This window comes from Methanobrevibacter curvatus, from assembly GCF_001639295.1.
Taxonomy (GTDB): domain Archaea; phylum Methanobacteriota; class Methanobacteria; order Methanobacteriales; family Methanobacteriaceae; genus Methanoflexus; species Methanoflexus curvatus.
Map to the genome: position 1 here is coordinate 1 of NZ_LWMV01000158.1, position 25,565 is coordinate 25,565.

At 25.1% G+C, this 25,565-nt stretch carries 29 protein-coding genes; 22 read left to right on the top strand and 7 right to left on the bottom strand.

The window, feature by feature from the left end; all coding sequences use genetic code 11:
- The 3 genes from MBCUR_RS04045 to MBCUR_RS04055 form a co-directional block, all read left to right on the top strand.
- A partial coding sequence (locus MBCUR_RS04045; RefSeq protein WP_211265122.1) for a right-handed parallel beta-helix repeat-containing protein occupies nt 1–650 on the top strand: 650 nt, incomplete at its 5' end.
- 186 nt (nt 651–836) lie between these two features.
- Complete coding sequence (locus tag MBCUR_RS04050) at nt 837–1,328, top strand: hypothetical protein (protein ID WP_067090514.1); 492 nt, start codon at nt 837–839, stop codon at nt 1,326–1,328.
- A 336-nt stretch (nt 1,329–1,664) separates the two neighbouring features.
- Nucleotides 1,665–1,853, top strand: a complete 189-nt coding sequence (locus MBCUR_RS04055) for a hypothetical protein (RefSeq protein WP_067090517.1) — start codon at nt 1,665–1,667, stop codon at nt 1,851–1,853.
- A gap of 773 nt (nt 1,854–2,626) precedes the next feature.
- On the opposite strand, the gene MBCUR_RS04060 is transcribed toward MBCUR_RS04055, so the two are convergent.
- The 5 genes from MBCUR_RS04060 to pgsA all read right to left on the bottom strand — a co-directional run bounded on the left by MBCUR_RS04060 (nt 2,627) and on the right by pgsA (nt 6,911).
- Nucleotides 2,627–5,368, bottom strand: coding sequence for a U32 family peptidase (locus tag MBCUR_RS04060; protein ID WP_245637285.1), 2,742 nt, complete (start codon nt 5,366–5,368; stop codon nt 2,627–2,629).
- Between the two features lie 180 nt (nt 5,369–5,548).
- Nucleotides 5,549–5,785: a DUF357 domain-containing protein gene (locus tag MBCUR_RS04065; RefSeq protein WP_067090524.1), complete on the bottom strand. Its 237-nt coding sequence runs from the start codon at nt 5,783–5,785 to the stop codon at nt 5,549–5,551.
- Nucleotides 5,786–5,829: 44 nt separating this feature from the next.
- Nucleotides 5,830–6,063, bottom strand: coding sequence for a DUF357 domain-containing protein (locus MBCUR_RS04070; RefSeq protein ID WP_067090526.1), 234 nt, complete (start codon nt 6,061–6,063; stop codon nt 5,830–5,832).
- A gap of 73 nt (nt 6,064–6,136) precedes the next feature.
- The gene (locus tag MBCUR_RS10665) at nt 6,137–6,325 is read right to left on the bottom strand and encodes a hypothetical protein (RefSeq protein ID WP_067090529.1); all 189 of its coding nucleotides are present in this window, start codon (nt 6,323–6,325) and stop codon (nt 6,137–6,139) included.
- Nucleotides 6,312–6,911, bottom strand: coding sequence for an archaetidylinositol phosphate synthase (pgsA, locus tag MBCUR_RS04080; protein ID WP_067090532.1), 600 nt, complete (start codon nt 6,909–6,911; stop codon nt 6,312–6,314). The genes MBCUR_RS10665 and pgsA overlap by 14 nt, the downstream gene beginning before the upstream one ends.
- A 337-nt stretch (nt 6,912–7,248) precedes the next feature.
- Here pgsA and MBCUR_RS04085 point away from each other — a divergent pair, with 337 nt between their 5' ends.
- From MBCUR_RS04085 to MBCUR_RS04175, 19 genes are all read left to right on the top strand, one after another.
- The gene (locus tag MBCUR_RS04085; RefSeq protein WP_067090535.1) at nt 7,249–7,851 is read left to right on the top strand and encodes an L-threonylcarbamoyladenylate synthase; all 603 of its coding nucleotides are present in this window, start codon (nt 7,249–7,251) and stop codon (nt 7,849–7,851) included.
- A 422-nt stretch (nt 7,852–8,273) separates the two neighbouring features.
- On the top strand, nt 8,274–8,669 hold the full coding sequence (locus MBCUR_RS04090) for a ribonuclease P protein component 4 (protein ID WP_067090591.1): 396 nt from the start codon (nt 8,274–8,276) through the stop codon (nt 8,667–8,669).
- On the top strand, nt 8,638–8,883 hold the full coding sequence (locus MBCUR_RS04095; protein WP_067090537.1) for a YhbY family RNA-binding protein: 246 nt from the start codon (nt 8,638–8,640) through the stop codon (nt 8,881–8,883). Before MBCUR_RS04090 ends, MBCUR_RS04095 begins: the two co-directional genes overlap by 32 nt.
- Nucleotides 8,884–9,144: 261 nt before the next feature.
- A complete protein-coding gene (locus tag MBCUR_RS04100) occupies nt 9,145–9,585 on the top strand; it encodes a 30S ribosomal protein S19e (RefSeq protein WP_067090540.1) in 441 nt (146 codons plus the stop codon).
- A gap of 176 nt (nt 9,586–9,761) precedes the next feature.
- A complete protein-coding gene (locus MBCUR_RS04105) occupies nt 9,762–10,085 on the top strand; it encodes a DNA-binding protein (protein WP_067090542.1) in 324 nt (107 codons plus the stop codon).
- A 196-nt stretch (nt 10,086–10,281) separates the two neighbouring features.
- Nucleotides 10,282–10,878 (top strand): DUF7411 family protein, encoded by a 597-nt coding sequence (locus MBCUR_RS04110; protein WP_067090546.1) that lies wholly within the window; start codon nt 10,282–10,284, stop codon nt 10,876–10,878.
- A 146-nt stretch (nt 10,879–11,024) separates the two neighbouring features.
- The gene (locus MBCUR_RS04115) at nt 11,025–11,180 is read left to right on the top strand and encodes a 50S ribosomal protein L39e (RefSeq protein ID WP_067090549.1); all 156 of its coding nucleotides are present in this window, start codon (nt 11,025–11,027) and stop codon (nt 11,178–11,180) included.
- Nucleotides 11,181–11,195: 15 nt separating this feature from the next.
- The gene (locus MBCUR_RS04120; protein ID WP_067090551.1) at nt 11,196–11,444 is read left to right on the top strand and encodes a 50S ribosomal protein L31e; all 249 of its coding nucleotides are present in this window, start codon (nt 11,196–11,198) and stop codon (nt 11,442–11,444) included.
- A gap of 48 nt (nt 11,445–11,492) precedes the next feature.
- Entirely contained in the window at nt 11,493–12,161 is a 669-nt protein-coding gene (locus MBCUR_RS04125; RefSeq protein WP_067090554.1) for a translation initiation factor IF-6, read from the top strand.
- 158 nt (nt 12,162–12,319) lie between these two features.
- A complete protein-coding gene (gene rpl18a, locus MBCUR_RS04130) occupies nt 12,320–12,544 on the top strand; it encodes a 50S ribosomal protein L18Ae (protein ID WP_067090557.1) in 225 nt (74 codons plus the stop codon).
- A gap of 147 nt (nt 12,545–12,691) precedes the next feature.
- Nucleotides 12,692–13,123, top strand: a complete 432-nt coding sequence (pfdA, locus tag MBCUR_RS04135; protein ID WP_067090559.1) for a prefoldin subunit alpha — start codon at nt 12,692–12,694, stop codon at nt 13,121–13,123.
- A 498-nt stretch (nt 13,124–13,621) separates the two neighbouring features.
- The gene (locus MBCUR_RS04140) at nt 13,622–18,643 is read left to right on the top strand and encodes a beta strand repeat-containing protein (RefSeq protein WP_169805791.1); all 5,022 of its coding nucleotides are present in this window, start codon (nt 13,622–13,624) and stop codon (nt 18,641–18,643) included.
- A gap of 67 nt (nt 18,644–18,710) precedes the next feature.
- Nucleotides 18,711–19,478 (top strand): hypothetical protein, encoded by a 768-nt coding sequence (locus MBCUR_RS04145; protein ID WP_067090565.1) that lies wholly within the window; start codon nt 18,711–18,713, stop codon nt 19,476–19,478.
- 9 nt (nt 19,479–19,487) lie between these two features.
- On the top strand, nt 19,488–20,252 hold the full coding sequence (locus tag MBCUR_RS04150) for a hypothetical protein (RefSeq protein ID WP_067090569.1): 765 nt from the start codon (nt 19,488–19,490) through the stop codon (nt 20,250–20,252).
- A 9-nt stretch (nt 20,253–20,261) separates the two neighbouring features.
- A complete protein-coding gene (locus MBCUR_RS04155) occupies nt 20,262–21,026 on the top strand; it encodes a hypothetical protein (protein WP_067090571.1) in 765 nt (254 codons plus the stop codon).
- A gap of 9 nt (nt 21,027–21,035) precedes the next feature.
- Nucleotides 21,036–21,803 carry a hypothetical protein gene (locus tag MBCUR_RS04160; RefSeq protein ID WP_067090574.1) on the top strand — a complete coding sequence of 256 codons (768 nt, stop codon included), beginning with the start codon at nt 21,036–21,038 and terminating at the stop codon, nt 21,801–21,803.
- 103 nt (nt 21,804–21,906) lie between these two features.
- Entirely contained in the window at nt 21,907–22,113 is a 207-nt protein-coding gene (locus MBCUR_RS04165) for a hypothetical protein (protein WP_067090577.1), read from the top strand.
- Nucleotides 22,114–22,466: 353 nt separating this feature from the next.
- Nucleotides 22,467–22,679 (top strand): hypothetical protein, encoded by a 213-nt coding sequence (locus MBCUR_RS04170; RefSeq protein WP_067090580.1) that lies wholly within the window; start codon nt 22,467–22,469, stop codon nt 22,677–22,679.
- Nucleotides 22,680–22,735: 56 nt separating this feature from the next.
- The gene (locus tag MBCUR_RS04175; protein ID WP_067090583.1) at nt 22,736–23,011 is read left to right on the top strand and encodes a hypothetical protein; all 276 of its coding nucleotides are present in this window, start codon (nt 22,736–22,738) and stop codon (nt 23,009–23,011) included.
- Between the two features lie 133 nt (nt 23,012–23,144).
- Here MBCUR_RS04175 and serS read toward each other — a convergent pair whose 3' ends face one another.
- Both serS and MBCUR_RS04185 read right to left on the bottom strand, forming a co-directional pair.
- Nucleotides 23,145–24,725: a serine--tRNA ligase gene (gene serS, locus MBCUR_RS04180; RefSeq protein WP_067090586.1), complete on the bottom strand. Its 1,581-nt coding sequence runs from the start codon at nt 24,723–24,725 to the stop codon at nt 23,145–23,147.
- Between the two features lie 186 nt (nt 24,726–24,911).
- Nucleotides 24,912–25,148 (bottom strand): KEOPS complex subunit Pcc1, encoded by a 237-nt coding sequence (locus tag MBCUR_RS04185; protein WP_067090588.1) that lies wholly within the window; start codon nt 25,146–25,148, stop codon nt 24,912–24,914.
- Nucleotides 25,149–25,565 lie beyond the last annotated feature (417 nt).

Consider the following 25,565-nt stretch of genomic DNA (forward strand, 5'->3'; position numbering starts at 1 on the left):
AGATTTATAATCCTATAAATACAGGTATTTTGATTTCTCGTGATACAAATACCATTAAACATAACAGTATAGCTGGTGGATCCAATGCTAAAGGCATATTACTGAAATCAGATTACAATTATGTCTACAAAAATACAGTTTCTAAAACTAAATATGGAATCTATGGCTACGGAGATAACAACAAAGTATATTACAACAAATTAAATGCTAGCCAATATGGTATTTATATTAAAGGAGATGGAAACTCAATCAAAAAAAATCTAATCACTAGTAAAAAAAATGGTATTGTTGTAACTGGTATGAAAAACAAGATACACTACAATAATATTAAATCAAAACACTTAGGCATATATATCTACGGTCATCAAAACTCAATATTAAAAAACAAAGCCAACAACAACAAATATGAAGGCATTAGAATTTTTGGAAACAAAAATACAATATTAAGCAATATAGTAAATAACAATAAGCTCCACGGTATTAAACTAAATGGTGATAGGAACTTAATTTCAAAAAATTCTGCAAAAAGTCGAGGAATTAAGGTTAATGGTGATAGAAATACAATTTCTAAAAATAAAATAAGCAAAAACAATGCACATAGACTATGTATCACAGGAATCAAAAACAAATTATCTAACAATAAAAATTAACTTAAATGATTTTTATAGGAAATTCAATCATTTAATGTCATGAAAAAATTTGATAACTATAATCATTGATTGACTAGAGATTTTGATTATGAATATAATTGACAAAATCTAAATCTCTCATATTTCCTATTGAATAAAAATCTAAAACTAAAAAAATATCTTCTTACTAAAGAGGAAGTGATTGTATTGAAATTAAGAAATTTAATTTACATCTGCATTGCAACTATTTTAATAATAGCTTGTGTTAGTCTCATTTACACTAATTTAGATAATGGATCAGATATTGCCGAAAATAACTCTAAAGTTAACAACACAAGTAGTGTTAATATTCGTAATATTAATGAGACTGAAAATAATAGCAATAATTCTACAAATGAAATAAGTCCTATTAATATTAGGGGTTCCAATAACTTTGAGAAAAAGAATCAACCTAAAAATATTCCTAAAAATTCCAAATTAACATATCTACAGGCACTTAAAATTGCATCCAAATTTGCTCAAAAGTCTAAGTTTACAGAAGACCAAAATGTAAAGGTTTACATAAGATATAATACTTATTATTATTTGGGCTCATCAAATGTTTTGTTTTGGGACTTCAGTGTTTATTCTAAAAAAAATAATGAATGTCTTGCTGCATTTTTAGTAAATGATGCATCAGGGTTGCCAGTTATGATATGAATAATATTCATAATGGGACATTTGTTAATATTTAATGGCTTATTGGAAATATAGGTGGATATTATGGGAAATAGATATTTGATTATATTATGAATATTAGTTGTAATTTTAGTAGCATTTGTTTCTTTAGGGTTTTATTTTAATGATCAGAATAATTTAGAGATTAATAATGCAACTGACAGCACAACTTCTAATAACAGTGGTTTAAATAATGTTGTTAATAATAGTAGTACTATTAATACAAAAGAAAATATTAAAGCAAATTCAACATCTAAAGTAAACAATAATAAAGGAGTTAAAATTCCAAATGGCTATAAATTATCCTATGCTGAAGCTATGAATTATGCAAAAAAAGCTACAAAGCATGCTTTTAAAAATACTGATATGGATCTTTATCCAAAATTTGGAGGTTTTGAAACGGTTTATGGGAAAAAATCTTGGTATTTTGAAGCCAGAAATAAAAAAACTAATGAATGGATTGATGGATTTTTTATAGATGATAATACTGGAGAAGGATTCATATAATCTAAGTTAGTCTTTTCTATTTTTATCCATTTAATAAAAATCAATTAAATGAATTTGAAAATTAATTTAGTTATAAAACATGTGATGAAATTGTTTATTAATAAAAAAATTATAATGCTCTTGAATATTATTGTAGTTTTTGGGTTTTCTGTGTTCTAAGTGTTAGTGCAGGTTTTCTATTCATAAATGAGTAAAAATAGGTGGATTGGAAAAAATAGGTTTAAAACCTATTAATTTTGGAACTTGATTTAATATTAGTTTAAAATTTAGAAAAAAATAAACTTATTTTTTAAAATAAATAAATATTTCAACAATTCATTAGTTCGAAAATTTTCTTTTGGGACTTTTTTTGATTAGAACTAATATTTAATCATTTTTAAAAAATAAAATTATCAACCCTTTAGATTATTTCGACTTTGAAAATAAGTCTGGAGAGATTCAGGAATATTTAAGAGAAAAACTATTCGAAATATTACCTAATTGGAAAAATTTCCAGTGTCCAAGATGGAAAATCGAAAAATTTTCCGAATTCATCGAAATAAATCTAGAATTAGGAAAAATACACACTTATACACTTAAATTTGTATCTAAAAAAGAATATCTAAATGTATTTTTAATGGGAATACCGACTTCAGAAGGTTACAATGAAATCCAAAAAATAATACATTTTGTAAATTTAAAGTAAACCAGATGCTAATGAATTGAATTTTAATAAATTTCAAGGATTAAATATTAATCAATATTTGTATGCCATTTTCGCTTTTATTACCATATTAGTTTTCATGAAGTCTTCCTTCTAAGAAGTTTCCTTTTGTAAGATAAGATTGTGAAATATTTTGAATTTCATTTTTAAGTGCAATTAAATTTTTTTTGTTTAAATTATCTAATCCTTTTAAGTATAATGAGATTATATTTGAGGTATAATTTTCATTTGAGTATCTACAGTCTAAAATTATAGAATCAAGTCCTAAATTAGCTATTTTTCCTAATTCATCAATTAAACACAGACAATCTTTGTTTATTATATGGCTTTTTTTATTAAAATCAAAAAATACTTTATATTTGAATTTTTTCCTTTTTTTATCTTCTAAAATTGCATAATCTAGACCATTTTCCATTTTAAGAGAATTATCTTTTTTCTCAGTTGTTTCTCCTTTTTCATTTTTTTGAGTGTATTCATTTTTTAAATTAGAAAAATCATCTTTACTAGTTATTACTTCAAGATTACCATGAACCAATAGTTCATACTCAATATCCAAATTAGATTTCTTTGAAATTTCCTTTATTTCATCTTTTGATAGTTCTGATGATAGAATTAAACTTTTAAAATTAGATTCATTTAATATTTCACATGAAAAGCTATTCCAAACATTTAAATTGTGGTTACCATAGATATTTGTATCAAACACTTTGTCTAAACCTGGATTTTCACTTATAATTGATATTGGGATTCCTTTTTCTCTTAAATTATTAAATATTTCTTTTGATTTTATTATTTCACTATCTGATATAAAGGAAGGCAAAACCCAAACAAGTTCTGAAGTTGTGATATTTTTTCCAGCTTCTACTAGTGTTTCTTCGATATTTTCAAAAAAACTCTCTTGTGTTGTGTATAAATATGATGGATCAAAATAAATTTTCTTTAAAGGATAATCTGAGGCTACTTTGAGTTGTTTTATATTATCCACAAAAACAGAAACGTTTAACCTTTTTTTCTCAATTGTATAATCCAGTGATTTGTATTGTTTAATAAAATGATTTAATTTTGTTTTAGCTTTATTGCTCTCTTTTTTATCAGTTTTATAATGGTTTAAGAGTATCTTTTCTCCTTCTTTGATTATTTCTCTTCTGATTTTATTTAAACTTGAAATTGGAATATATAAATCATCTAAATAGTCACTTAATTGGATATTATCAATGTAAAATGGTGTGTTGCCAGTTTTAAATAGCTGTTTTTCAATATCTTCTAGAGTTGTTGGTCTGTTTATTGCTTTTTCAAATTTTTCGCTTGATTTATAATTGAATTCGTATTTTTTATTATTTAAATTAAACTTAACATCAATGGTGGCGGTTAAATCAGAATTTAATTTAATTTTTAATGAAACAGCTATTTTGGATTGAATATATTCTTTTTTTATTTTTTTAAGTTCTTTATGAATAAGATGAGAATAGCTAACATAAACTTTATCTCCTATTCTAAGGTTTCTTGTGGTTTTAAAGGTTATTTGTGAGTCATTTTGACTAATAATATTATCTAAATAAATTCCTTTAATTTTATCTCCCATTTCAAATGCTATTCCATCTCCAATATTAATGTCAACTTTATTTTTCTTTAGGACTTTAACAGTTTTTTCAGTAAATTCTTTTTCATATCCTTCATTTTCTAATTTATTTTTTTTATAATTTTTACTATTTTCATAGTTTTTATTATCTTCATAATTTTTATTTTTATTATTTTCAAAATTTTTATAGTTATAATTTTTATTATTTCTATTATTACTATTATTATTACTTTTATTGCTCTCACTATTTTTATTTTTTTTATCATATCTGCTGTCAGAAATAAGATTTTCTTTTAATTCAACTACTTCTCCAATGTAAAATCCTTTATGGCCTGAACTTTCTCTTCCCATAACATTTCCAGGTTTTTCATTAAGTAGATAGCCATTTGTAAATTTTCTGTTAAAAACCATATTTAAATCGTGGATGTAATCTCCTTCATTTCCATCTAAAATATTTTTATAGCTATTTACAACTGTAGAAACATAATCTGAAGACTTCATTCTACCTTCTAGTTTAATTGAATCAATACCTGCATTTTCTAATAGCTTCAAATTGTTAATAGTATTTAAATCATAAGTAGAAAGCAAATAACCTTCATCCACTTTATGTCCTTTATATTTAAGATTGTACTGTCTTCTACATGGTTGAGTGCAAGCTCCTCTATTTCCACTTCTTCCATTGTTATAAGATGAGATATAACAGTTTCCTGAGATAGAATAACATAAAGCACCATGTGAAAAGACCTCTAATTCAACATTAAGATTTTTTTCTTTTAATTTTTTGTTTATATCTGTTATTTCATCAATGCTTAGCTCTCTTGGGAATATTATTCGTGAAATACCATTTTCAACAGCCCAATAGCTACTATAAAAGTTATTAATTGTCATTTGTGTAGATGAATGGATTTTTATCTTTGGAAAAAGGGATTGGATTAATTTTAAAACACCAAAATCTTGAACAATTATAGCATCTACACCTATTTTATACAATTTAAACACATATTTTAGTATGTCAATTATTTCAAAATTGTTTATTAAAGTGTTTATGGTTATGAAGACTTTCACATTGTTTAAATGACCATATTCTACACTTTTTTTTATTTCTTCTGTTGTGAAATTTTCTGCAAAAGCACGGGCTCCAAAATTTTTTCCTGATATATATACTGCGTCTGCTCCACTGTTAACAGCTATTTTGAATATTTCAAATGATCCTGCTGGTGCTAATAATTCCATTTTTCCCATATTAATAACTCGTTTATTTTTATGATAATATTGAATATAATTTATGATACTTTTTTTTTTATGATTCTACTTTTTATAGTACTACTTTTTTTATTAATACTTTTTTATTTCTATTTTTTTTATTAATACTTTTATTGTTTTTACTAATTAATTGCTTTATTATTTTTTCATTTATTTTATTAAATCGTAGATAATTCTTAAACTATCAATTAATCCATGTGCATAAGCTATTGCATCAATGGCTGTAAAGTATTCTTTTTTTCTTAAATAGTATTTACTATCTTCTCTGTAGTTTATAGCACTTTCAACAACTTCTTTTTCTTTTTCATTTAAATTAAGATTTTCTAACTCATTTAAGTTTTTATTTAGCTTCTCAATGTCAATAGTTATTCTTTCTTTATTTTCCATGGTATCTTATTTTTATAATTTTTTCTTTTTTTTAAATTAACTTTTTAAATTAACTCATATTTAAGTTTTAAAGCATCAAGTAATCCATGTGCATAGGTTATACAACCAAATGATGTGAATTCATCCTCTTTTTTTAAATAATATATAGAATCAGTTTTATATTGTTTTGCTTTTTCTATTATTTGTATTTCATTTTTATCTAAGTTGATATCTTCTATTTCATCTATGGACTCTTCTAATTTTTTTATATCAATTTCTACTCTTTCTTTTTCATTCATTTAAATCTCCATGAATTGTTTAATTGTAATTCTCATTATTATTGTAAATTATTATAAATTATTATTAATGTCATTATATTGCTATTATTATTAATATCACCATACTGCTATTATTATTACTATTATTATTATGCATATTATTATTACTATTATTATTACTATTATTATTACTATTATTATTACTATTATTATTATGCATATTATTATGCATATTATTATTACTATTATTATTACTATTATTATTTCTATTATTTGTTTGCATTGTTTATGGAACTATCTTTACTTTTTAATTTATTCCATGTATAAACCATTCTTTGGATTACTGTAAAATAAGAGAGAACTATTAACAAAATTACTATCCATTTTAACCATATAGTATCTACTATTCCACCTATTAATACAGCAATTATTAAAATAACTAATCTAACAGCTCTTTCAGCTATTCCAATTTTGCATTCAATATTCATTGATTCTGCTTTTGATCTAATGTAACTTATGGTATATGCAGAATGAATTGCTAATATCCCAATAAACCAATCTATATATCCTCCAGATATTAAACCTATTATTATTATTGCATCAGAAAATCTATCTGTAGTTGAATCTAAAAATGCACCAAATTTTGAGGATTTATTATGATATCTTGCTACTGCACCATCTAAAACATCTAAAGATCCACTAATAAGAATAAAAATTCCACCTAAAATTAGCTGATGGAAATAAAATAATAATGCTGCTAAGATAGCTATTATAATGGACAAAATGGTTATATAATTAGGATTTACATCTATTTTTTTAGCAATTGGGTTTAGTATTTTATTTAAATAAGGTCTTAGATTTTCTAACATTTAATCACAAATGTGAAATTTATTTTTTCAATGAATTTTTACGATATATTTTTATATTTTAAACTAAAAAATTTATAATATGTTTTAATAATAATATAATTTTAATAATGATATATTTTATTATATAAATTATTCATTACTATAACAACATATCTATACAATATATCTATGAACAATAATATATTCAATTTATTTAATTTAATTATTTTATATAATATATTATTTTTTTAATGTACTAATATTTGTATTTTGCATGATTAAATCTTTTATTTTTTTATTTTTTTTTGCCTTGTTTTTTAATTTGTTTTTTTTTTTACTTTTGTTTGATTGGGTTATTATGGAAATTATTAAAATATCTGATGAAAAGCTTACTGATGAAGATATGTATAAAATTCAAAAGGTTCTATCCTCAGGTGGAGTTATTATTTATCCTACCGACACTGTTTATGGATTGGGAGTGGATATTTTTAATGAAATAGCAATTAAAAATCTTTTTAAACTTAAAGGACGAAATTTTAACAAAGCCATTTCTGTTTTGTTTTCAGATATAGAAAATATTTCCCATTATGCATATTTAGATGAAAAAAAAATAGAAATATTAAATAACTACCTTCCTGGACCTTTTACATTTATTTTGGAAAAAAAAGTGAGTGTTTCTAAATTGTTAGCTGGAAACACAAATAAATTAGGCATAAGAATTCCTAACAATAAAACAGCTATTGAAATAGCTAAAATCATGCCAATTACCACAACAAGTGCTAATATTTCCTCAAAAGAAGTTAAATCAAATCCCCTTGAAATAGCTAATGAATTAAATGGTAAAATAGATTTAATTATTGATGGGGGCATTTTAACATCAAATAATTCATCTACAGTGGTGGATTTAACTCATAAACCTGTAAAAATTTTAAGACAAGGAATTGGTAATTTTGAATTGTGATTTTTTTAAATTTCTTTTAAATTCATCATTTAATCTATTTTTAAATTTATCTATAACTTTCTAAATTTTTCATTATTTTTATAAAATCAATATGAAAAATTTAAACATATTTTTCAAAAAACCGAAAACTTTTATAAATAGAAAAAACATACATTTTCATATTATCTTTTACTATTATAAGATAATAAAATTTATTTTTAAATTAATTCTTTTTTTTTAAATCTAAGTAAATAAAAAGCTTATTTTTTTTAAATAAAATGACATAAAAACTTTTATTTTAAATAATAAGATGTAACTAGCTTATTTTTATTAGAATCTATTTAATTTTTTCTTAAAATTGATTTAAGATATAATTTTTCTAAAATTTAAATTAGAATTTAACTTAAAAGTATTTATATGAATAATCTTTGATGATGGTTGTTTTGTCAAGAGGAAAGAAACCTAAATGGATGCTAAATATAGCTATTGAGCGTATGAATATTCTTTTCAATTTAGCTGAAAAAGAATACCATAAAAATCCTTTAAGGTCTCATAGATATGTATATTTAGCAAGAAAGATTTCTAAAAAGTACAATATAAAAATACCTGAAAATTGGAATCGAAGATATTGTAAAAAGTGTTATAAATTCTTGCAATATGGAAAAAACTCTTCTGTTAGATTAATTGACTCTAAAGTTCATATCCATTGTTATGAATGTGGTAACACAATGAAAATTCCTTACATCAAGGAAAAAAAATTAAAAAGGAGAGCTAAAATTGGCAAATATTCCCAACAAAAAAGACTTAATGAATCGAGCTCTCTCAAATATCGCAATTAATATTGGTAAAGCTGGTATTAATGATAATGTAATTGAAGAGATTAAACGCCAGTTAGAATCCCAAGAAGCTTTAAGAATCAAATTTTCTAAGGGTTTTGCCAGTGAAAAAGAAGAGTTAAGTCAAGAAATAGTCTCTAAAACAAGATCAAAGCTTGTTGATTTAAGGGGCAATGTTGCTGTTATTTATAAAAGAAGTAGCAAAAAAATTAATTAATATATAATTAACTAATTTAAACTTTAGTTAAAAATTATTTTATAAAAAATAAATTTAAAAATCATTTTTATTCCATAGCTCTAAGTGTGCAAAATTAGAGCTGTGGCTTTACCGAGTTACACGAGTTTTTAATAGCTTTTGATTATAATTTTTAATATTTATGTATTTTTAATATCTTTTTTATTTTTTTATTAAAGAGTATAATCATGGCGTCAAGCTATTAATAGCTTACATTTCAAAAATAAATTTAGGAGATTTTATATGGTTACAGTATATGATGTACCAGCGGATGTTTTAATTAATATTATTGCAAATGAACTTAATGAAAATAACGAAAATATATCTGCACCTTCATGGGTAAATTACGTTAAAACTGGAGTTCATAAAGAAAGAAAACCAGATGATATAAACTGGTGGTATACAAGATGTGCTTCTATTTTAAGAAGAATTTACATTGATGGTCCTGTTGGAATCAGTCGCCTTAGAACTTTTTACGGTGGTAAAAAAGATAGAGGAATGACTCCAGAAGTATTTAGGGAAGGTAGTGGAGCTATAATTAGAACAGCTCTTCATCAATTAGAATCTGCAGGTTATGTTGAAAAGATTGTAGGTGGGAGAGTAATTACTTCTTCAGGTAAATCTTTCTTAGATAAAATTTCTTCTGAGGTTATTAAAGACATTCCTGAACTTTCAAAGTACTAAATAGTTATTTATTAGCTATTAATTTTTATTAAAATACTTTTTTAATTAATTTAATATTATTGTTTAATTTAAAATAGTTTTTTTAATTATTTAATTTAAAATAATTTTTTTAATTATTTAATTTACTTAAATATTTTTTATAAGTTAACTTTATTAATATCATAAGGAGATAAAATATGAGTGAACTTGATGAAATTCGTCAAAGAAGAATGCAAGAATTGCAACAACAAGCTATTGCTCAAGAAAATCAGCAAAGAATGGCTCAAGAGTTAGAAGTGCAAAAGAGACAGGCTATGGTTCAAATTTTAACTCCTGAAGCTAGAAGCAGATTAACAAATCTACGCTTAACTAAGCCAGAATTTGTTGATCAAATTGAAATGCAATTAATTCAATTGGTTCAATCTGGTCAAGTAAAAAGTAAAATTACAGACGACCAATTAAAAGACCTTTTAAGAAGATTGACTGCTCCAAAAAGAGATATTAATATTACTCGTAAATAGTTTATTTTTCTAATATCTTTATAAAATACTATTTATTTAAAAAATTTATTTAAAATAATATTTATTTAAAAGATTTGTTTAAAATAATATTTATTTAAAAGATTTGTTTAAAGTAATATTTATTTAAAAGAATTATTTAAGAGAATTCAATTTCATTAAGAAAACTCAATTTCATGTCTTAATTTTTTGTGATTAAATGAAAGCAGCTGTTCTCTATAGCGGAGGAAAAGACAGTTCTTTAATGGCTATTTTATTAAAAAGAATGGCTATTGAGTTAGATCTTGTGACTATTAATTTTGGAGTATATGATTCATATATTTCAGCACAAAAATCTGCTAAAGCCTTAAATTTAAATCATAAAGTAATTAAACTTGATAAATCTATTTTAAAATCAGCTATTGATATAATCAATTCAGATGGTTTTCCTAATAATGGAATTAATTTTATTCATAAAGAAGTCATTGAAAATATTGCAAAGTTAAGCCAATATGATATAATAGCTGATGGAACAAGACGAGATGATAAAGTTCCAAAATTAAATAAAAATGATATTCAAAGTTTAGAAGATAGATTTAATATTCAATACATTAATTTAGACAGTTTTGGATATAAAACCATTGATTTGTTTGTAAATAAATTCTTTTATTTAAAAAAAGAAAAATCTCATCCTGATAAATCTTCAGATTATGAGGTTGAAATCAGGAAGTTTATAGACGAAAATGGTGGAAATTCTAGTGAAATTTTTCCGATTCATTATCAAACTAAGGTCAATGGCTTAAAAGAAGACATCTAATAAATTTATATAAAATATCCTTTTTTATTAAATATTTATCAATTAAATTTATTATCAAAATAAAAGTATTATTTAATTAAAAATTTATTTATTATAGTTATCAATTATAGTTATCTATTATAATTATCAATTAATATGGTGTTAAAATGAGTAGAAATAAACCTTTGGCTAAAAAGTTAAGACTTGCTAAAGCATTTAAGCAAAATAGAAGAGTTCCTTTATGGGCTATTGCTAAAACTAACCGTAAAGTGAAATATAGTCATAAACCAAGACATTGGAGACGTAATAGTCTTAAAGTATAAGTAGGAGTTTTTTAAATGGAAAGAATTTATACCATACCTCTTAGAGCGGTTAAAAATGTCCCAAGAACTATCAGAGCTCCTCGTGCTATAAGAGAAGTTCAAAAGTTCTTATTAAAGCATATGAAAGGAGAAGAAGTAAAATTAGATGCTTCTGTCAATGCAAAAATTTGGGAAAGAGGAATTCAAAAAATTCCTTCAAAAATCAAAGTTAAAGCTGTCAAAGATGATGATGGTCTTGTTGAAGCAACTTTGGCTGAAGATTAAATTTAATAAAATTTTAATAAATATCTAAATAATACATTTTTGTATACAATGTTAAAAAGACTTAATTTACTTGGAAATCCGAATAGTGGAATTTACATTTCTTTAACTGATGATATTGCTCTTGTTCCTTTTAATTTTCCTTCTCAAGCGGAAAATGAACTTAAAGAAGCTTTAGATGTTGATATTATTAATGCTACAATATCTGGAAGTCATCTATTAGGTGCTTTATCTGTTGGAAATAAAAATGGCTTTCTTGTTTCTCCATACATCTTTGATAAAGAAATTGAAGATTTAGAAGAGCAAGGAATCAAAGTTGAAAAGATTCCAGATAAATATACTGCTGTTGGAAATATAATAGCTCTTAATGATAAAGGAGCACTTGTTTCTCCTCTTTTAAATGATAAATCTACTAATTTAATTTCTGAATTTTTAGAAATTGATGTTCAAAAATCCACAGTTGCAGGATTTAATATTATTGGGTCACTAATGAATATTACCAACAAGGGTGGATTGGTTCACAGAGATAGTTCTATTGAAGAATTAAATTTTATTCAAAAGGTTTTCAAAGTAGAGGTTGATATTGGAACTGTTGGTCATGGAATAGCTCTTGTAGGAGCATGTTCAATAGGAAATTCTTATGGAGCCATTGTTCCTGAAAAAACAACAGGTCCTGAAATCATTAGAGTAGAAGAAGCACTTAATTTTCTTGAAGATTAATTTTATACAGTAATTTAATTAATTCAGATAATTTAATTAATTCCATTAGTATTAGATTAATTCAATTAATTAGCTATTTCATTTATTTATTGTTTTTAAAAATGTAATTTTTAGATATTGTTTTTTAATAGTTATTTTTAAAACGAGGGTAAGATAATATGAAGACAAAAATTTATAGAATAGAAGGAAGATTTACCATGGGTGATGAAACCAAAAAATTTATTAAAGAACTTAAAGCTACTAAAGAAGAGGATATTTATGAAAAAATATACTCTGAATTCGGAAGCAAACATAGGATTAATAAAAACCAAATTGGGATTGAAAAAATAGATGAAATCTCTGCTGATGAGGTTACAGACCCTATTATAAAAGCTATTATTTAAAAACATTATAAATATATCTATAATATAAATATAATTTTATAAAATATTGAATAAAACATTATAATATTTTTAGAATTTTTAATATTTTTAAAACTTACAGTTTTTTTTTAAACTTTAGTACTCTTTTAAATAAAAATAGGTGTTTAAATGTCAGATCAACAAGAACTAGAAAAAATTTTATCTGAAATCAATCTTTATAAATCTCAAGCAGAAAGTTTACAACAACAAATTGAAGCAATACAAGCATCTTTAGCTGAAATTGAGGTTTTAGAAACTACATTGGAAGAATTAAAAAATAAAGATTCATATGAGACTTTGGTTCCTGTTGGGGCAGGCTCTTTTATGAATGCTAATATTAACAATACCGAAGAAGTTATTGTAAGTATTGGTGCAGGTGTAGCAGTCACAAAAACTATTGAAGAAGCAAAAGAAACAGCATCTTCTCAAAAAGAGGAGCTTAATACTACTTTAAATAAAATGGTTGAAAATCTTCAAAAAATAAGCCAAGTTATTTCTCAACTTTCTCCAAAAGCTGAAGAATTAATGGCTAAAGCTCAATCTGGAGCACCAGTTCAATAATTTTTTAGTTTCTTCTTTTTAGCTTATTAGTTTATTTATTTTTTATATTTTTCTTTTTTTAATTACTTTTTTGTATTTTTTTATAATATCCTTTTACAATAAATGATTAAATCCAAAAATAATGGATTTTTACTTTTTTTTATTTGCTTTCTTTTAATTAATAATTTACTTTTCAAAGTAGGATTAATTAAAATTTTTTTTTATATTTTATTTAATATGCTTTTTTTACCATGCTTTTTGTTGTGTTTTTTTACCAGTTTTTGATTTTTTCTGTTATATAATTATAAAATTTGTTTTTTTACTGGGATATATTTTTCTATTTGATTTTTATAGCAACTTGTTTATATGTTAATGTGAAAATTTATTTAATAGCTGTGAATATTTTTTGGGTTATTTTTTAATTTTATTATATGTTTTTAGTTTTTTAAAAAATATTTATAAGTGATTTAAATGATTTTAATTAATTTAAACGCACAGAAATTTGTATACATGGGGTGGGTGAAAGCGGGAGTTTTTCTTTTGATTTTAATGTTCCTGTTTTTTGCCTCTTTCTCTGCAACTTTAGCAAATAATATTGCTGTTAGTGGAGACTCTTTTGATGATATAAATAATGCTATTAGTGCTGCTAATTCTGGAGATGTTATTCAACTAGGTTCAAATACTTTTAAAAGTAATGGCTCGGTAATTAGAGTAACTACAGAAAATTTAACTTTTATTGGTGCTTCCCCTAATAACCCTGCAACAGTATCTGGAGAAAATATCAGCAGAATTTTCTTGATAAATGCAACAACCACCACATTTAAATACATTAACTTTGTCAATGGCAACGGCAATGGCACTATGGGAACAGCCATTCTCACCTATTCTAAAATAACTGTTGACAACTGCACATTTTCAAACAACATTGGAGAAAGCGGATCAACCATTTTAATAGGTCCTCTAGCATATAACTCCATAATAAAAAACTCCATTTTCAACAACAATAAAGGAATACAAGCAGACACAGACAATTTTATTCAAGGAGGAGTAATAAGATCCGCTACAACAAATTTAACAATCACAGACTCAACCTTTACTAACAATTTCGCCCTAAATGAAGGAGGAGCTATTTCCATAGTCAACGGAACAGGAACTAAAATCATAAACTGCAAATTCACTAATAACAGTGCAAATATAGGTGGAGCAATCAGAATAGCTGATTGCGAAGTAACTATTAGCAACTCCCTATTTAACCAAAACAATGCAAACAACATAGGAGCAATATACATATTAAACGGAGCAGTCACAATATTAAACTCTAACTTCACCTCCAACAAAGCAAACAACGGCGGAGCAATAGGAATATACAACCGAACCACCAATGACAACAAAATAATCATCTTAAAAAATTTAATCTTTGACTCAAATAAAGCCACAGGCATGGGTGGAGCAATTTATACTCTAATTCCAATTAAATATCTAAATGATTCTATATTTAAAAATAATTCTGCTATAAATGGAGGAGGAATCTATTCTTTAAGTAATTTACAAATTAATACAGCTAATTTTTCACACAATACTGCCACTACCTCTGGTGGAGCAATTTATGCAAATGGTCAAATAAGCATTTCTTCTAAATCTAATTTTACCTCAAATAATGCAAATAATGGTGGAGCAATTTATGCTTTTAAGGATCTAAATATTTCCAATTCCATATTTAGCAAAAACAACGCTATATCCAATGGTGGAGCATTATATCTCAATGGAGGAACAACTAGAATATTAAGCAATTCAAATTTTTCATCCAATAATGGAGTTAACGGTGGTGCGATTTACTCTAATGGTGTATTAAGTATTGCTTCAGCTAATTTTAATGATAATTTTGTATCTGGCAGTGGTGGAGCTATTTATTCTCTTAAAAACTTACAAATTTCTTCATCTAAGTTTAATGGAAACAATGCATCAGCTAATGGTGGAGCGATTTATTCTAATAACCAGGGTTCAATCAATATATCTAATTCTTATTTTAATGGTAATAATGCAGCTAATGGTGGTGCTCTTTATCTTGAATCAAAATCCTATATAATTTCCTCTAATTTTGTAAATAATAAGGTTAATAGTGGAAATTCTGTTGTGTATTTAAAAAATGCAATTTTGGTTCAAAATAGTAATTTCACTAGCAATATTGGAATATGTCTTGAATTAAATGGGGATGGAGCTGTTATTTCTCATAATAGGTTCATTAATACTAGTGGGAATGGTGTTTATAGCTCTAATCTTAAAAATGGAATTATAATCGACAATGTTCTCCTAAATAACATTGATACGGCTTTATATATAATTGGAAATGGAAATAAAGCTCATAACAATTCGTTTAATTATAATAATGTTGCTGTTATCCTTAATGGTAATAATACTGAGTTTATAAACAATAATATAATTAATAGCCAAAATGATGGTTTAAGATTAACTGGGAATAATCTAAAATTCATATCTAACAATATTTCAGATAATCATGGATATGGACTGATTTTAAATGGAAATAACCCTACAATAACTAATAACCTATTTAAAAGCAACAATAATGCTTTATATGGTCAAACAGTATCTAATGCTACTATATCTACTAATTCTTTGCTAAACAATTTAGGAAATGGCTTATATATCTTGGGAGACAATAATAAAATTTACAAAAATATGATTTCTAATAATAAAAATTATGGAATCTATCTAAAAGGCAAAAATAACCAGATTTATGCTAATAATATTTCTAATAACCTTGAAGGACTTCATATTTCCGGATCAAACAACAACATTTATAACAACACTTTAACAAGCAACAATTTAGGAATCCTTATTCTAGGAAATAATTTTTCAATTCAAAACAATCTAATATATAAAACTAAAACCCGAGGAATAAGTATTAATGGGAACAACTCAAAAATTGCAAACAATAGAATATTAAATGGTGATGGCAATGGAATATATATCAAAGGAGCAAACAATGAGATATTTAAAACAAATTCTTCTAACAATAAGGGAAGAGGCATATATATTGAAGGCAATAATAACAAATTAACTAACATTACAACATATAATAACAAAGCTACAGGTATATATCTTAAAGGAAAAAATAATCAAATATCTAAATCTAATTCTTCTAATAACAATGGAATAGGCATATATATTGAAGGTAAGAACAATAAAATAAGCAACACTACAGTGAATAACAACAAAGCTACAGGCATATATCTTAAAGGCAATGAAAACCAGATAATTGAAAATGAAATTACCCATAACAATGGAAAAGGAATAGATACTAATGGAAATAAGCTTATAATATCATATAATATCATTCATAGAAATTTAAAAAATGGAATTCTTGGTTTTAGCAGTGGTAGTTTAATTAAAGCTAATTTAGTTTACAATAATTCAAACAAAAAACAACTTAAATCTGCCATCTATTTTAAAGGAAATAATAATAAATTTTACTACAATATAATACAAAACAACGGATTCCATGGACTTTACATAGTGGGAAATAAAAACATTATTAAAAGAACTCTTCTTTACTATAACAAACATACTCAAATCATCATACAAGGAAATAAAAACGATATAGCCTATGTAAATATCCACAAAGGCAAAAAATCAGGACTAAAATTAACTGGAAACTCCAACAAAATAACTGATATTCAAGTTACAGACAATAAAAATAAAGGAATCATAATAAATGGCAATAAAAATAAACTTTTCAAAGTATTAATAAGTAATAACACAGTTGGATTACATATTAAAGGCAACTATAATTATCTACTACAAAGTATAATCTCTTCAAACAAAGGCTACGGCATTTTTAATGAAAAAGGCATTAAAAATCACTATAATTACAATTATATTGTCAACAACAAAGCTAAGTATAATTTTTATAGAGCAAAAGGCACTGTTAATGCAGATTATAATTGGTGGGGTAAAAACAACATTAAAACAGTAAAAAATTTAAAAATCAAAAAATATGTAACCGCAAAACTCAATGCACCTAATATATTAAAAATCAAAAAAAAATACACAGTAACAGTTATATTCAGATCTAACACAAACAAAAAACTAAAAAAAAGAATCCCTAACTTAATAGTGCTTTTTGAGTTTAAAGGAGGAAAAATCAGCCCAAAACACAGAACTGCCACTAAAAATATAGCTAAAGTTAAAATAAAACCTACCAAGCATAAAACTATTGCTATTGTGGCTCAAGTTGATAATCAGCTACTATATAAACAATATGTCTCATTTAATGGAAAATTATATGAGCATAGTTTATATGTAAAGATAATGTTGGAGAAAATAAGGAGATATAATGAATGGGTAAGACAGCAAAATGAAAAAATGAAAGACTATCAAAAATTGAAAATGGCATCAGATAATATTTTTAAGTCAACTTCTCTGAATTATTACTATTCAATATCAGCAATGGGTCAAGATTTTGCTAAATCATCATCCCTTAAAATCATACCTCCAAAACTTCTACCTCCAATAACTTATAAACCTGGCACAGGTCTAGTATCACCAAATTCCAACTGGCTTAAGGGTATGATAGATCGTAACATGCCTAATGGAACAGTAACTAAGGGTTTATTTAACATTGCTACAAAACTTATGATATTAAATCCAAAATATTATATTAGTCTTTATATTATAGGTAAAGTTGTAGATGCACTTACTTATGCCAATGGAAATCCAAGTAAATTTTTAGAATATAGCTTTATTAATGTTTATGGTTATAGCAACTTAGATAAGTATGGATGGGGTGGTGAGGCTGGAAAACATATTTTAGAATTCACTTTAGGCATTGATGAAACAGGAAATATGAGTTTTGGAGACCTAGCACTTAATATGGTCTCACTAGCTCTAGGATTTGGTTTAGGAGGCATAGCTGCTAAAGGAACAAAAGGTCTTGCTAAAACCATACTAAAAAAATTACCTAAATCATTAGTGAAAAAAGCAACACCTATAGTAGATAAATTCGTGCAAACGGTTAAAAAATATACAAATGTGGATTTACGAGCTATTGATTTTTCACAAATAAGAAAGTCTATTGTTAATGTTGCTAAAATTGCTACTGGTGATTTTTCACCTATTTATAAGAAAATTCCTGTTCCATCTAAGTTAAAACCTGCAGATCAACTTCTTAAAGAGTTTGAAAAATTCACAAAAAACAGCAAAACAATTGCAAAATTAGCTAAAGGAGATGTTAAAGAAGCACTGAAACTTTTAAATTCTAATCTCAAAAACATAGCTATTTTAATAGAAGATGCTAAAATTAAAGCGTTTTTAAATGGTCTTGCATCAACTGCTGCATATAAAGCAGACCTTATTCTTCTAACCAAAGCTATTAGCGAAGGCCCAGCTAAAATTAAAGAAGCAAATAAAGCAATTGAAAAAGGAGTTAAAAATGCAGATGCAAATGCCATAAAACTTATTAAAAAATACACTAAAAATATCAAAGCACTTGAAAAATTACTAAAATTATATGGCTTAAAATAAATAAAAAATCATTTTATCACACAATTAAAATGCTAATTGAAATTTTAAAATTATTATGGGGATTAAAATGAAAGTTGAGTATGATATGGAAAAAGAAAAAAGAAATCTAAAAAAGAAAACTGAAAAAATATTAAAAAAATATCCCAATGTAGAGGATTTAGAATATATGTTAGAGAAAATCTTAACTCTTGTTGATTCCAAACCATTTAATATCTTGACTAAAAACCTTGTAAATTACACATTAAAATTTAATGAGATACATCCTGAAGAAGAGATTGATATTGAATCATTATGGGAGGAATTTCCAATATTAAAAAATGCTCTTGTTTTAGATACAAGCAAAGATACTTCCATGAATATTTTTAGTCGTAGAAGCGACACAATAACATATACTCAATTTGGGAATTTCGTAAATTTTAATTTTGGAGTTTTAACTGTAAAAGAAGGGGATAATCCTTTATATTCAAGTGATAGAATTTATAATTTATCTAATAAAGTAATGGTTTTGTTAAATGAATTTGACAAAGATATACATTTGGATACTATGGATGTTGATTTTTTTAGAAGTTTAGATGCTGTTAGATGGAATAAGGATGCTAAAAAGCTTTTTAAAAAAATGGTGTGGGTTCTCTTAGATATCCCAGGTTTGATTATAGCAACTTTATTTTCCGATATAATAAGTGATATTTTTTCTACTTATCGTACTACGTTAACAGTATTAGTTACTTGTAGTGCAGTTAAGAATAATCGGAATATTATGGAGTATGAGGATGTTATTTGTGCTTTTAAGACTTTTTTTAAGTTGATTGATGCAGATATTAATGATTTAATTTAAGTGGTTGTGATGAAAGTTGAATATGACATGGAAAAAGAAAAAAGAAATCTAAAAAAGAAAACTGAAAAAATATTAAAAAAATATCCCAATGTAGATGGCTTAGAAAGTGTGTTAGAGAAAATCTTAACTCTTGTTGATTCCAAACCATTTAATATTTTAACTAAAAACCTTGTAAATTATATATTAAAATTTAATGAGATACATCCTGAAGAAGATATTGATATTGAGTCATTATGGGAGGAATTTCCAATATTAAAAGATGCTTTTGTTCTAGATATGACCAAAGGTACTTCAAGGTCTATTTTTAATCGTACAAGTGACACAATAACATATACTCAATTTGGGAATTTCTTATCTTTCAATATTGGAATCTTATCTATTAAAGAAAAAGATCCTTTATATTCCAGAGAAAGGATTTATAATTTACCTAATAAAGTGATGGTTTTGTTAGATGAATTTGACAAAGATGTATCTTTGGATACTGTGGATGTTGATTTTTTTAGAAGCTTAGATGCAGTTGAATGGAATAAAGATGCTAAAAAACTTTTTAAAAAAATAGTGCCGATTTTTTTAGATATTGCTGATTTGATAATAGCAACTTTATTTTCAGATATATTAAGTGATATGTTTGCTACTTATCGTACTACATTAACAGTATTAGTTACTTGTAGTGCAGTTAAGAATAATCGGAGAATTATGGAGTATGAAGATGTTATTTGTGCTTTTAAGACTTTTTTTAAGTTGATTGATGCAGACATTAATGATTTAATTTAAGTGGTTGTGATGAAAGTTGAATATAATATGGAAAAAGAAAAAAGAAATCTAAAAAAGAAAACTGAAAAAATATTAAAAAAATATCCTAATGTAGATGACTTAGAATATGTGTTAGAGAAAATCTTAACTCTTGTTGATTCCAAACCATTTAATATTTTGACAAAAAATCTTGTAAATTATATATTAAAATTTAATGAGGTACATCCTGAAGAAGATATTGATATTGAATTATTATGGGAGGAATTTCCAATGTTAAAGGATGCTTTTGTTTTGGATATGGTCAAAGATACTTCTAGGTCTATTTTTAGTCGTAGAAGCGACACAATAACATATACTCAATTTGGGAATTTCTTATCTTTCAATATTGGAATCTTATCTATTAAAGAAGAAGATCCTTTATACTCCAGAGAAAGAATTTATAATTTATCTAACAAAGTGATGGTCCTGTTAGATGAATTTGACAAAGACATATATTTAAATACTGTTGATGTTAATTTTTTTAGAAGCTTAGATGCAGTTAAATGGAATAAAGATGCTAAAAAACTTTTTAAAAAAATGGTGTGGGTTCTCTTAGATATCCCAAGTTTAATTATAGCAACTTTATTTTCCGATATAATAAGTGATATTTTTGCTACTTATCGTACTACATTAACAGTATTAGTTACTTGTAGCACAGTTAAGAATAATCGGAATATTATGGAGTATGAGGATGTTATCTGTGCTTTTAAGACTTTTTTTAAGTTGATTGATGCAGATATTAATGATTTAATTTAAGGGGTTGTGATGAAAGTTGAGTATGATATGGAAAAAGAAAAAAGAAATCTAAAAAAGAAGACTGAGAAAATATTAAAAAAGTATCCCAATGTAGATGGCTTAGAAAGTGTGTTAGAGAAAATCTTAACTCTTGTTGATTCCAAACCCTTTAATACCTTAACTAAAAACCTTGTAAATTATATATTAAAATTTAATGAGATACATCCTCAAGAAGAGATTGATATTGAATTATCATGGGAGGAATTTCCAATATTAAAAAATGCCCTTGCTTTAAATACAACCAAAGACACTTCTAGATCTATTTTCAGTCGTAGAAGCGACACAATAACCTATACTCAATTTGGGAATTTCACAGATTTTAACTTTGGAATTTTAACTGTAAAAGAAGGAAATAATCCTTTATATTCAAGTGATAGAATTTATAATTTATCTAATAAAGTGATGGTCTTGTTAGATGAATTTGACAAAGACGTATCTTTAGATACTGTTGGTGTTGATTTTTTTAGAAGTTTAGATGCAGTTGTATGGAATAAAGATGCTAAAAAACTTTTTAAAAAAATAGTGCCGATTTTTTTAGATATTGCTGATTTGATAATAGCAACTTTATTTTCAGATATATTAAGTGATATTTTTACTAATTATCGTACTACATTAACAGTATTAGTTACTTGTAGTGCTGTTAAAAATAATCGGAATATTATAGAGTATGAAGATATTATTTGTGCTTTAAAAACTTTTTATAAGTTGACTAATGCAGATATTAATGATTTAATTTAATTTAAGTGATTGTGATGAAAGTTGAGTATGATTTTCATTTAAATTTATATTATGGAATTTTTCAGATGATTTAAATAAATTTTATTTAATGTTGGTGATTTAATTGAATTTAGGTAAAGGTTTAGCTTTTTTGTTTTCTGTGATTTTCTTTTTTGTTTTAGTTTTTGTGCTTGTTGCTATTGTCTCAAGTTTTTTTCCAGGGTTTCATTTTTCTGATAACCCTATAATAAGAATTGTTTTCTTAATGATATTTGTGGCTATTACACGAAGATTTTATGGTTATTTAACAGGAGATTCAGATAATAAATAATAGCTATAGCTATCATGGTATTGTTAATAATGAGAAGAATATGATAATACTTTAGAAAGCGATGTTAAAGTAAAATCTGCTTTGTGGACTGGTGTTAAATTAGTTATTGGTCTTTTATATCTTCATCACTTTTTTTCACTGATAATGTTTATAACTTTTGCTTTAAATTTAAGATAATTAAATATTAATTCTTAGTTTATTATAATAAAATATTTAGCTCATTATAGTCTATTACTAAACTTTTGCATATTGAATCAGCTTTGTTTATATATACACTATTAATTTAATGAAATTTATTAAGTAATTGACTATATATTAAATAAAATATATACATATATTTTAATAGGGATATTATGTCAAAAGATGAATTAAGACAATACTTAAACAAATTAGAGAAAAATGAACTTGTTGAAATTGTTTTATCTAATCATCTTACAAGTGATGATGCTAAAAATTATTTAAATTATTTGAAAAATCCTAATGAAAAGGAGGAGTTTTTAAGAGTTAAAAGTATTATTGACAATAATTATGATTTTATGGAAATAATCCTTCTAATCCCACTATAGCTGTTTCAAGGGAAGCTATTAAGGACTTTTCAAAGTTAAATCCATCTCCTAATCTTTTGGCTAAACTACTTTTATATTTAGCTAAATCTCTTATTGGTTACAGTACTGAGTTTGGTGATTTTCATGATGATTTTTATGATGATGTTGAAGAAACCTTCGCTGATGCATTGGTAGTTATTCAAGAACATGATCTTTTAGAAGACTTTAAAGAAGAAGTTGAATCTTCCATTGAATCGGCTTCTGACTATGAGTTTTATGATGAATTACTTAGTATATTTTTTGGTTTTTACCTTGAAATATTGGAAAAAGATGGTTCTCTTAAAAAAGTTTAAATTTAATTATAATATAGGGATTTTAAATAAAAGTTAATGTTTAATTTCTTTTAACTATTTCCCAAACTTGTTTATATGAATATTCAAGAATTAACTTATCATTGTTGAATTTCCTAATTTTTTTTGATTTAAATTAATCTTGTTTGGGCCAAGTTAAAATCTTAGGGGTTTTTACTTCTTTTAGTTCATCCAATATTAATTTTGGCCAATTTTCTTTGTTAAACCCTTTTTGGGCTAAAAATCCAAATAACCATCTTGTAAGCCCTAAACCAGTACAACCTGTCCAAATTCTATCTTGGTGGGCTTCTTTAATAGAAAATCCTTGAATAAAATGGGTTCCGTGAACATTTGCAGAAACAACCGCCACTCCTTTTTCTGCATCAGGAATTTTTAATCTCATTTCATACTTTGGGACTTCAGGAAACTCAATATTTCTACTTTCTATTTTTCTCCCCTCAAGATAAAATGGATCATCACCAATTTCTGTGTACCATTCTAACTCTAAATCATTTGCTAACTTGTGAGAAAGCTCTAGAGTATCATCTCTTATTTTATTGGTTTGTTCAGGTGTTCCTAACCAAACTAATTCAATTCTTTGAAATTCATGGACACGATCCATACCTTTTGCACCACCAGATTCCCATCTGTAAGTCCATCCACTTTTATCATAAAATTTAATAGGCAAATCTTCTCTGTCTATTACCTCATGGGAGAGAAATTCGTAAAATGGCTCACATTGTGCTGCAGACATTACATAGCCTGGTTTTTTAAGACCTTGTTCAAGTATATCTATAGGGATTTCTCGATTAATAGCTATTTCATTTTTAAATCTATTAAATACTTCAGGATCTCTTTTTGGGGCACTACAATAATACATTCCTTCAGGTAATCCTTCTAAATACTTCATTTTATTCATAGTATCTAAAGGAATTAATTTGGGGAATAATGCTTCTTGAAAATCAAGTTTTTCAATAATTCTATCTATTAAAACCTTTTCAAATGCTCTTTGAAGTGCAGTCATTTCAGGTCCATAAAACCATTGTCCTCTTCCAGGAAATGGCTTAATCCATCCTTTTTTAACAGCTAACTCAGTAACATCTCCTTCATAATATGTTTTGAATTCATTACTTTGAGCAATTATTTCTCCAGGTATGTATTTTGTCACAACAGAGTATGTTAAGTCTTTATCATCATCTGCTTTTATTATATCATCATTAGATTCTTCTTTGATGACTACATGTTTAATAATTCTGTTTGCTACTTGTTTTCTTAAACTACTTTCGTCCATGTTTTTAATTTCAATTGTAATGGCATTATCTTTGATTTCCATATCATGAATGTTTGGAAGTGCTCTTGCAGCATCAAGATTAAATTTGTATTCACCATCACCTATTGGGATTGTAACTTTATAAGAGTTTACATGAAGTTTTCTAACACCTAAATGGTATTTTTTACCTAATAGTTCTCCTAATGGTTTTTTTAAACGGAGTATTCCATCATGGGATCTTACTTTATTTCCAGATTCTATAATGACTCCTAAAATATGTTTATCTAAATTCCAACTTGTAATTTTAGCTCCAAGTTCTTCTTGTCCTTCTGGAATGCCTTTGAGTAATATTGTCTTGTTTGCTTCATCAACAAATTTACCTATTTCATTTTCTGCTTCTGTAGCATCTTTATTAAAATGTATTTCCCCTTGTAATAAAAATTTCATATTATCACCTTAAATCAAGTTTTATTGTATTTTTAATAGTTAATAATTATTATAATATAATATTTAATAGTTTATAGTTTAGAATTAATATTTAATAGTTTAGAATTAATATAAACATATTTATAAAAAAAATTTGAAAAAAAATATGAATTTTAATGATTTATTTTTAAGCCATTTACTTTAAATTCATAAAGATTTTCTCGAACAGTATAATACTTTTTCAGCTGTGATTGCCGAGAAAATTAAGTCATCAGCTGTTGCTAAAAATGTATTTAAAGAAGAAGAATTAATGTTGTATTCAATTAAATTTTTATCTATAGAGGACTCTAAAAAACCTTCATTTTCAACACTAAGGGAATCATACAGAATTTTAGCATCTTTTTCATCATAAAATTCTATCAAAATATTAGATTTTATCTCCATTTTATCCTCTTTTAAAATAAAAATTTTTAAATTTATTAATAATAAAATATAAAAATTAATAATAACTGTTGAATAAACAAATAAGTAATATTATATTAAAATAAAATTATAAAATAAAATTATAAAAAATATTACTAAATTAATAATATTTATAAAATAATAATAAAAGAATATTAATAAAGGTATATTAAAATATAATATAAATATTATGTATTTAATAGTTTAAATTATTTTTGGTTTTCTTATAATTTTTTTAATTATTTTTATTATTTTTATTATTTTAATTTTTTATTTTAAATAGAATTTTTTTTAAAATTTTTAAAATTTTTTTTAATTTTTAGTTTCTAATTTTAGTTTTTATTATAATATTCATAATTGTTTTAAATAGATTATTTTAGTATATTATTATAATTATTC

Coding starts and splice junctions, on each gene's coding strand:
- MBCUR_RS04065 (WP_067090524.1), bottom strand. CDS start 5,785: ATGGAAAATAAAGAAAGAATAACTATTGACATTGAGAAGCTAAATAAA.
- MBCUR_RS04160 (WP_067090574.1), top strand. CDS start 21,036: ATGAAAGTTGAGTATGATATGGAAAAAGAAAAAAGAAATCTAAAAAAG.
- MBCUR_RS04155 (WP_067090571.1), top strand. CDS start 20,262: ATGAAAGTTGAATATAATATGGAAAAAGAAAAAAGAAATCTAAAAAAG.
- MBCUR_RS04100 (WP_067090540.1), top strand. CDS start 9,145: ATGGTTACAGTATATGATGTACCAGCGGATGTTTTAATTAATATTATT.
- MBCUR_RS04120 (WP_067090551.1), top strand. CDS start 11,196: ATGGAAAGAATTTATACCATACCTCTTAGAGCGGTTAAAAATGTCCCA.
- MBCUR_RS04185 (WP_067090588.1), bottom strand. CDS start 25,148: ATGGAGATAAAATCTAATATTTTGATAGAATTTTATGATGAAAAAGAT.
- MBCUR_RS04145 (WP_067090565.1), top strand. CDS start 18,711: ATGAAAGTTGAGTATGATATGGAAAAAGAAAAAAGAAATCTAAAAAAG.
- MBCUR_RS04095 (WP_067090537.1), top strand. CDS start 8,638: ATGAATCGAGCTCTCTCAAATATCGCAATTAATATTGGTAAAGCTGGT.
- MBCUR_RS04060 (WP_245637285.1), bottom strand. CDS start 5,368: ATGGAATTATTAGCACCAGCAGGATCATTTGAAATATTCAAAATAGCT.
- MBCUR_RS04125 (WP_067090554.1), top strand. CDS start 11,493: ATGTTAAAAAGACTTAATTTACTTGGAAATCCGAATAGTGGAATTTAC.
- MBCUR_RS04055 (WP_067090517.1), top strand. CDS start 1,665: ATGAATTATGCAAAAAAAGCTACAAAGCATGCTTTTAAAAATACTGAT.
- serS (WP_067090586.1), bottom strand. CDS start 24,725: ATGAAATTTTTATTACAAGGGGAAATACATTTTAATAAAGATGCTACA.
- MBCUR_RS10665 (WP_067090529.1), bottom strand. CDS start 6,325: ATGCAAACAAATAATAGAAATAATAATAGTAATAATAATAGTAATAAT.
- MBCUR_RS04110 (WP_067090546.1), top strand. CDS start 10,282: ATGAAAGCAGCTGTTCTCTATAGCGGAGGAAAAGACAGTTCTTTAATG.
- MBCUR_RS04085 (WP_067090535.1), top strand. CDS start 7,249: ATGGAAATTATTAAAATATCTGATGAAAAGCTTACTGATGAAGATATG.
- MBCUR_RS04115 (WP_067090549.1), top strand. CDS start 11,025: ATGAGTAGAAATAAACCTTTGGCTAAAAAGTTAAGACTTGCTAAAGCA.
- pgsA (WP_067090532.1), bottom strand. CDS start 6,911: ATGTTAGAAAATCTAAGACCTTATTTAAATAAAATACTAAACCCAATT.
- MBCUR_RS04170 (WP_067090580.1), top strand. CDS start 22,467: ATGTCAAAAGATGAATTAAGACAATACTTAAACAAATTAGAGAAAAAT.
- pfdA (WP_067090559.1), top strand. CDS start 12,692: ATGTCAGATCAACAAGAACTAGAAAAAATTTTATCTGAAATCAATCTT.
- MBCUR_RS04150 (WP_067090569.1), top strand. CDS start 19,488: ATGAAAGTTGAATATGACATGGAAAAAGAAAAAAGAAATCTAAAAAAG.
- MBCUR_RS04105 (WP_067090542.1), top strand. CDS start 9,762: ATGAGTGAACTTGATGAAATTCGTCAAAGAAGAATGCAAGAATTGCAA.
- MBCUR_RS04070 (WP_067090526.1), bottom strand. CDS start 6,063: ATGAATGAAAAAGAAAGAGTAGAAATTGATATAAAAAAATTAGAAGAG.
- rpl18a (WP_067090557.1), top strand. CDS start 12,320: ATGAAGACAAAAATTTATAGAATAGAAGGAAGATTTACCATGGGTGAT.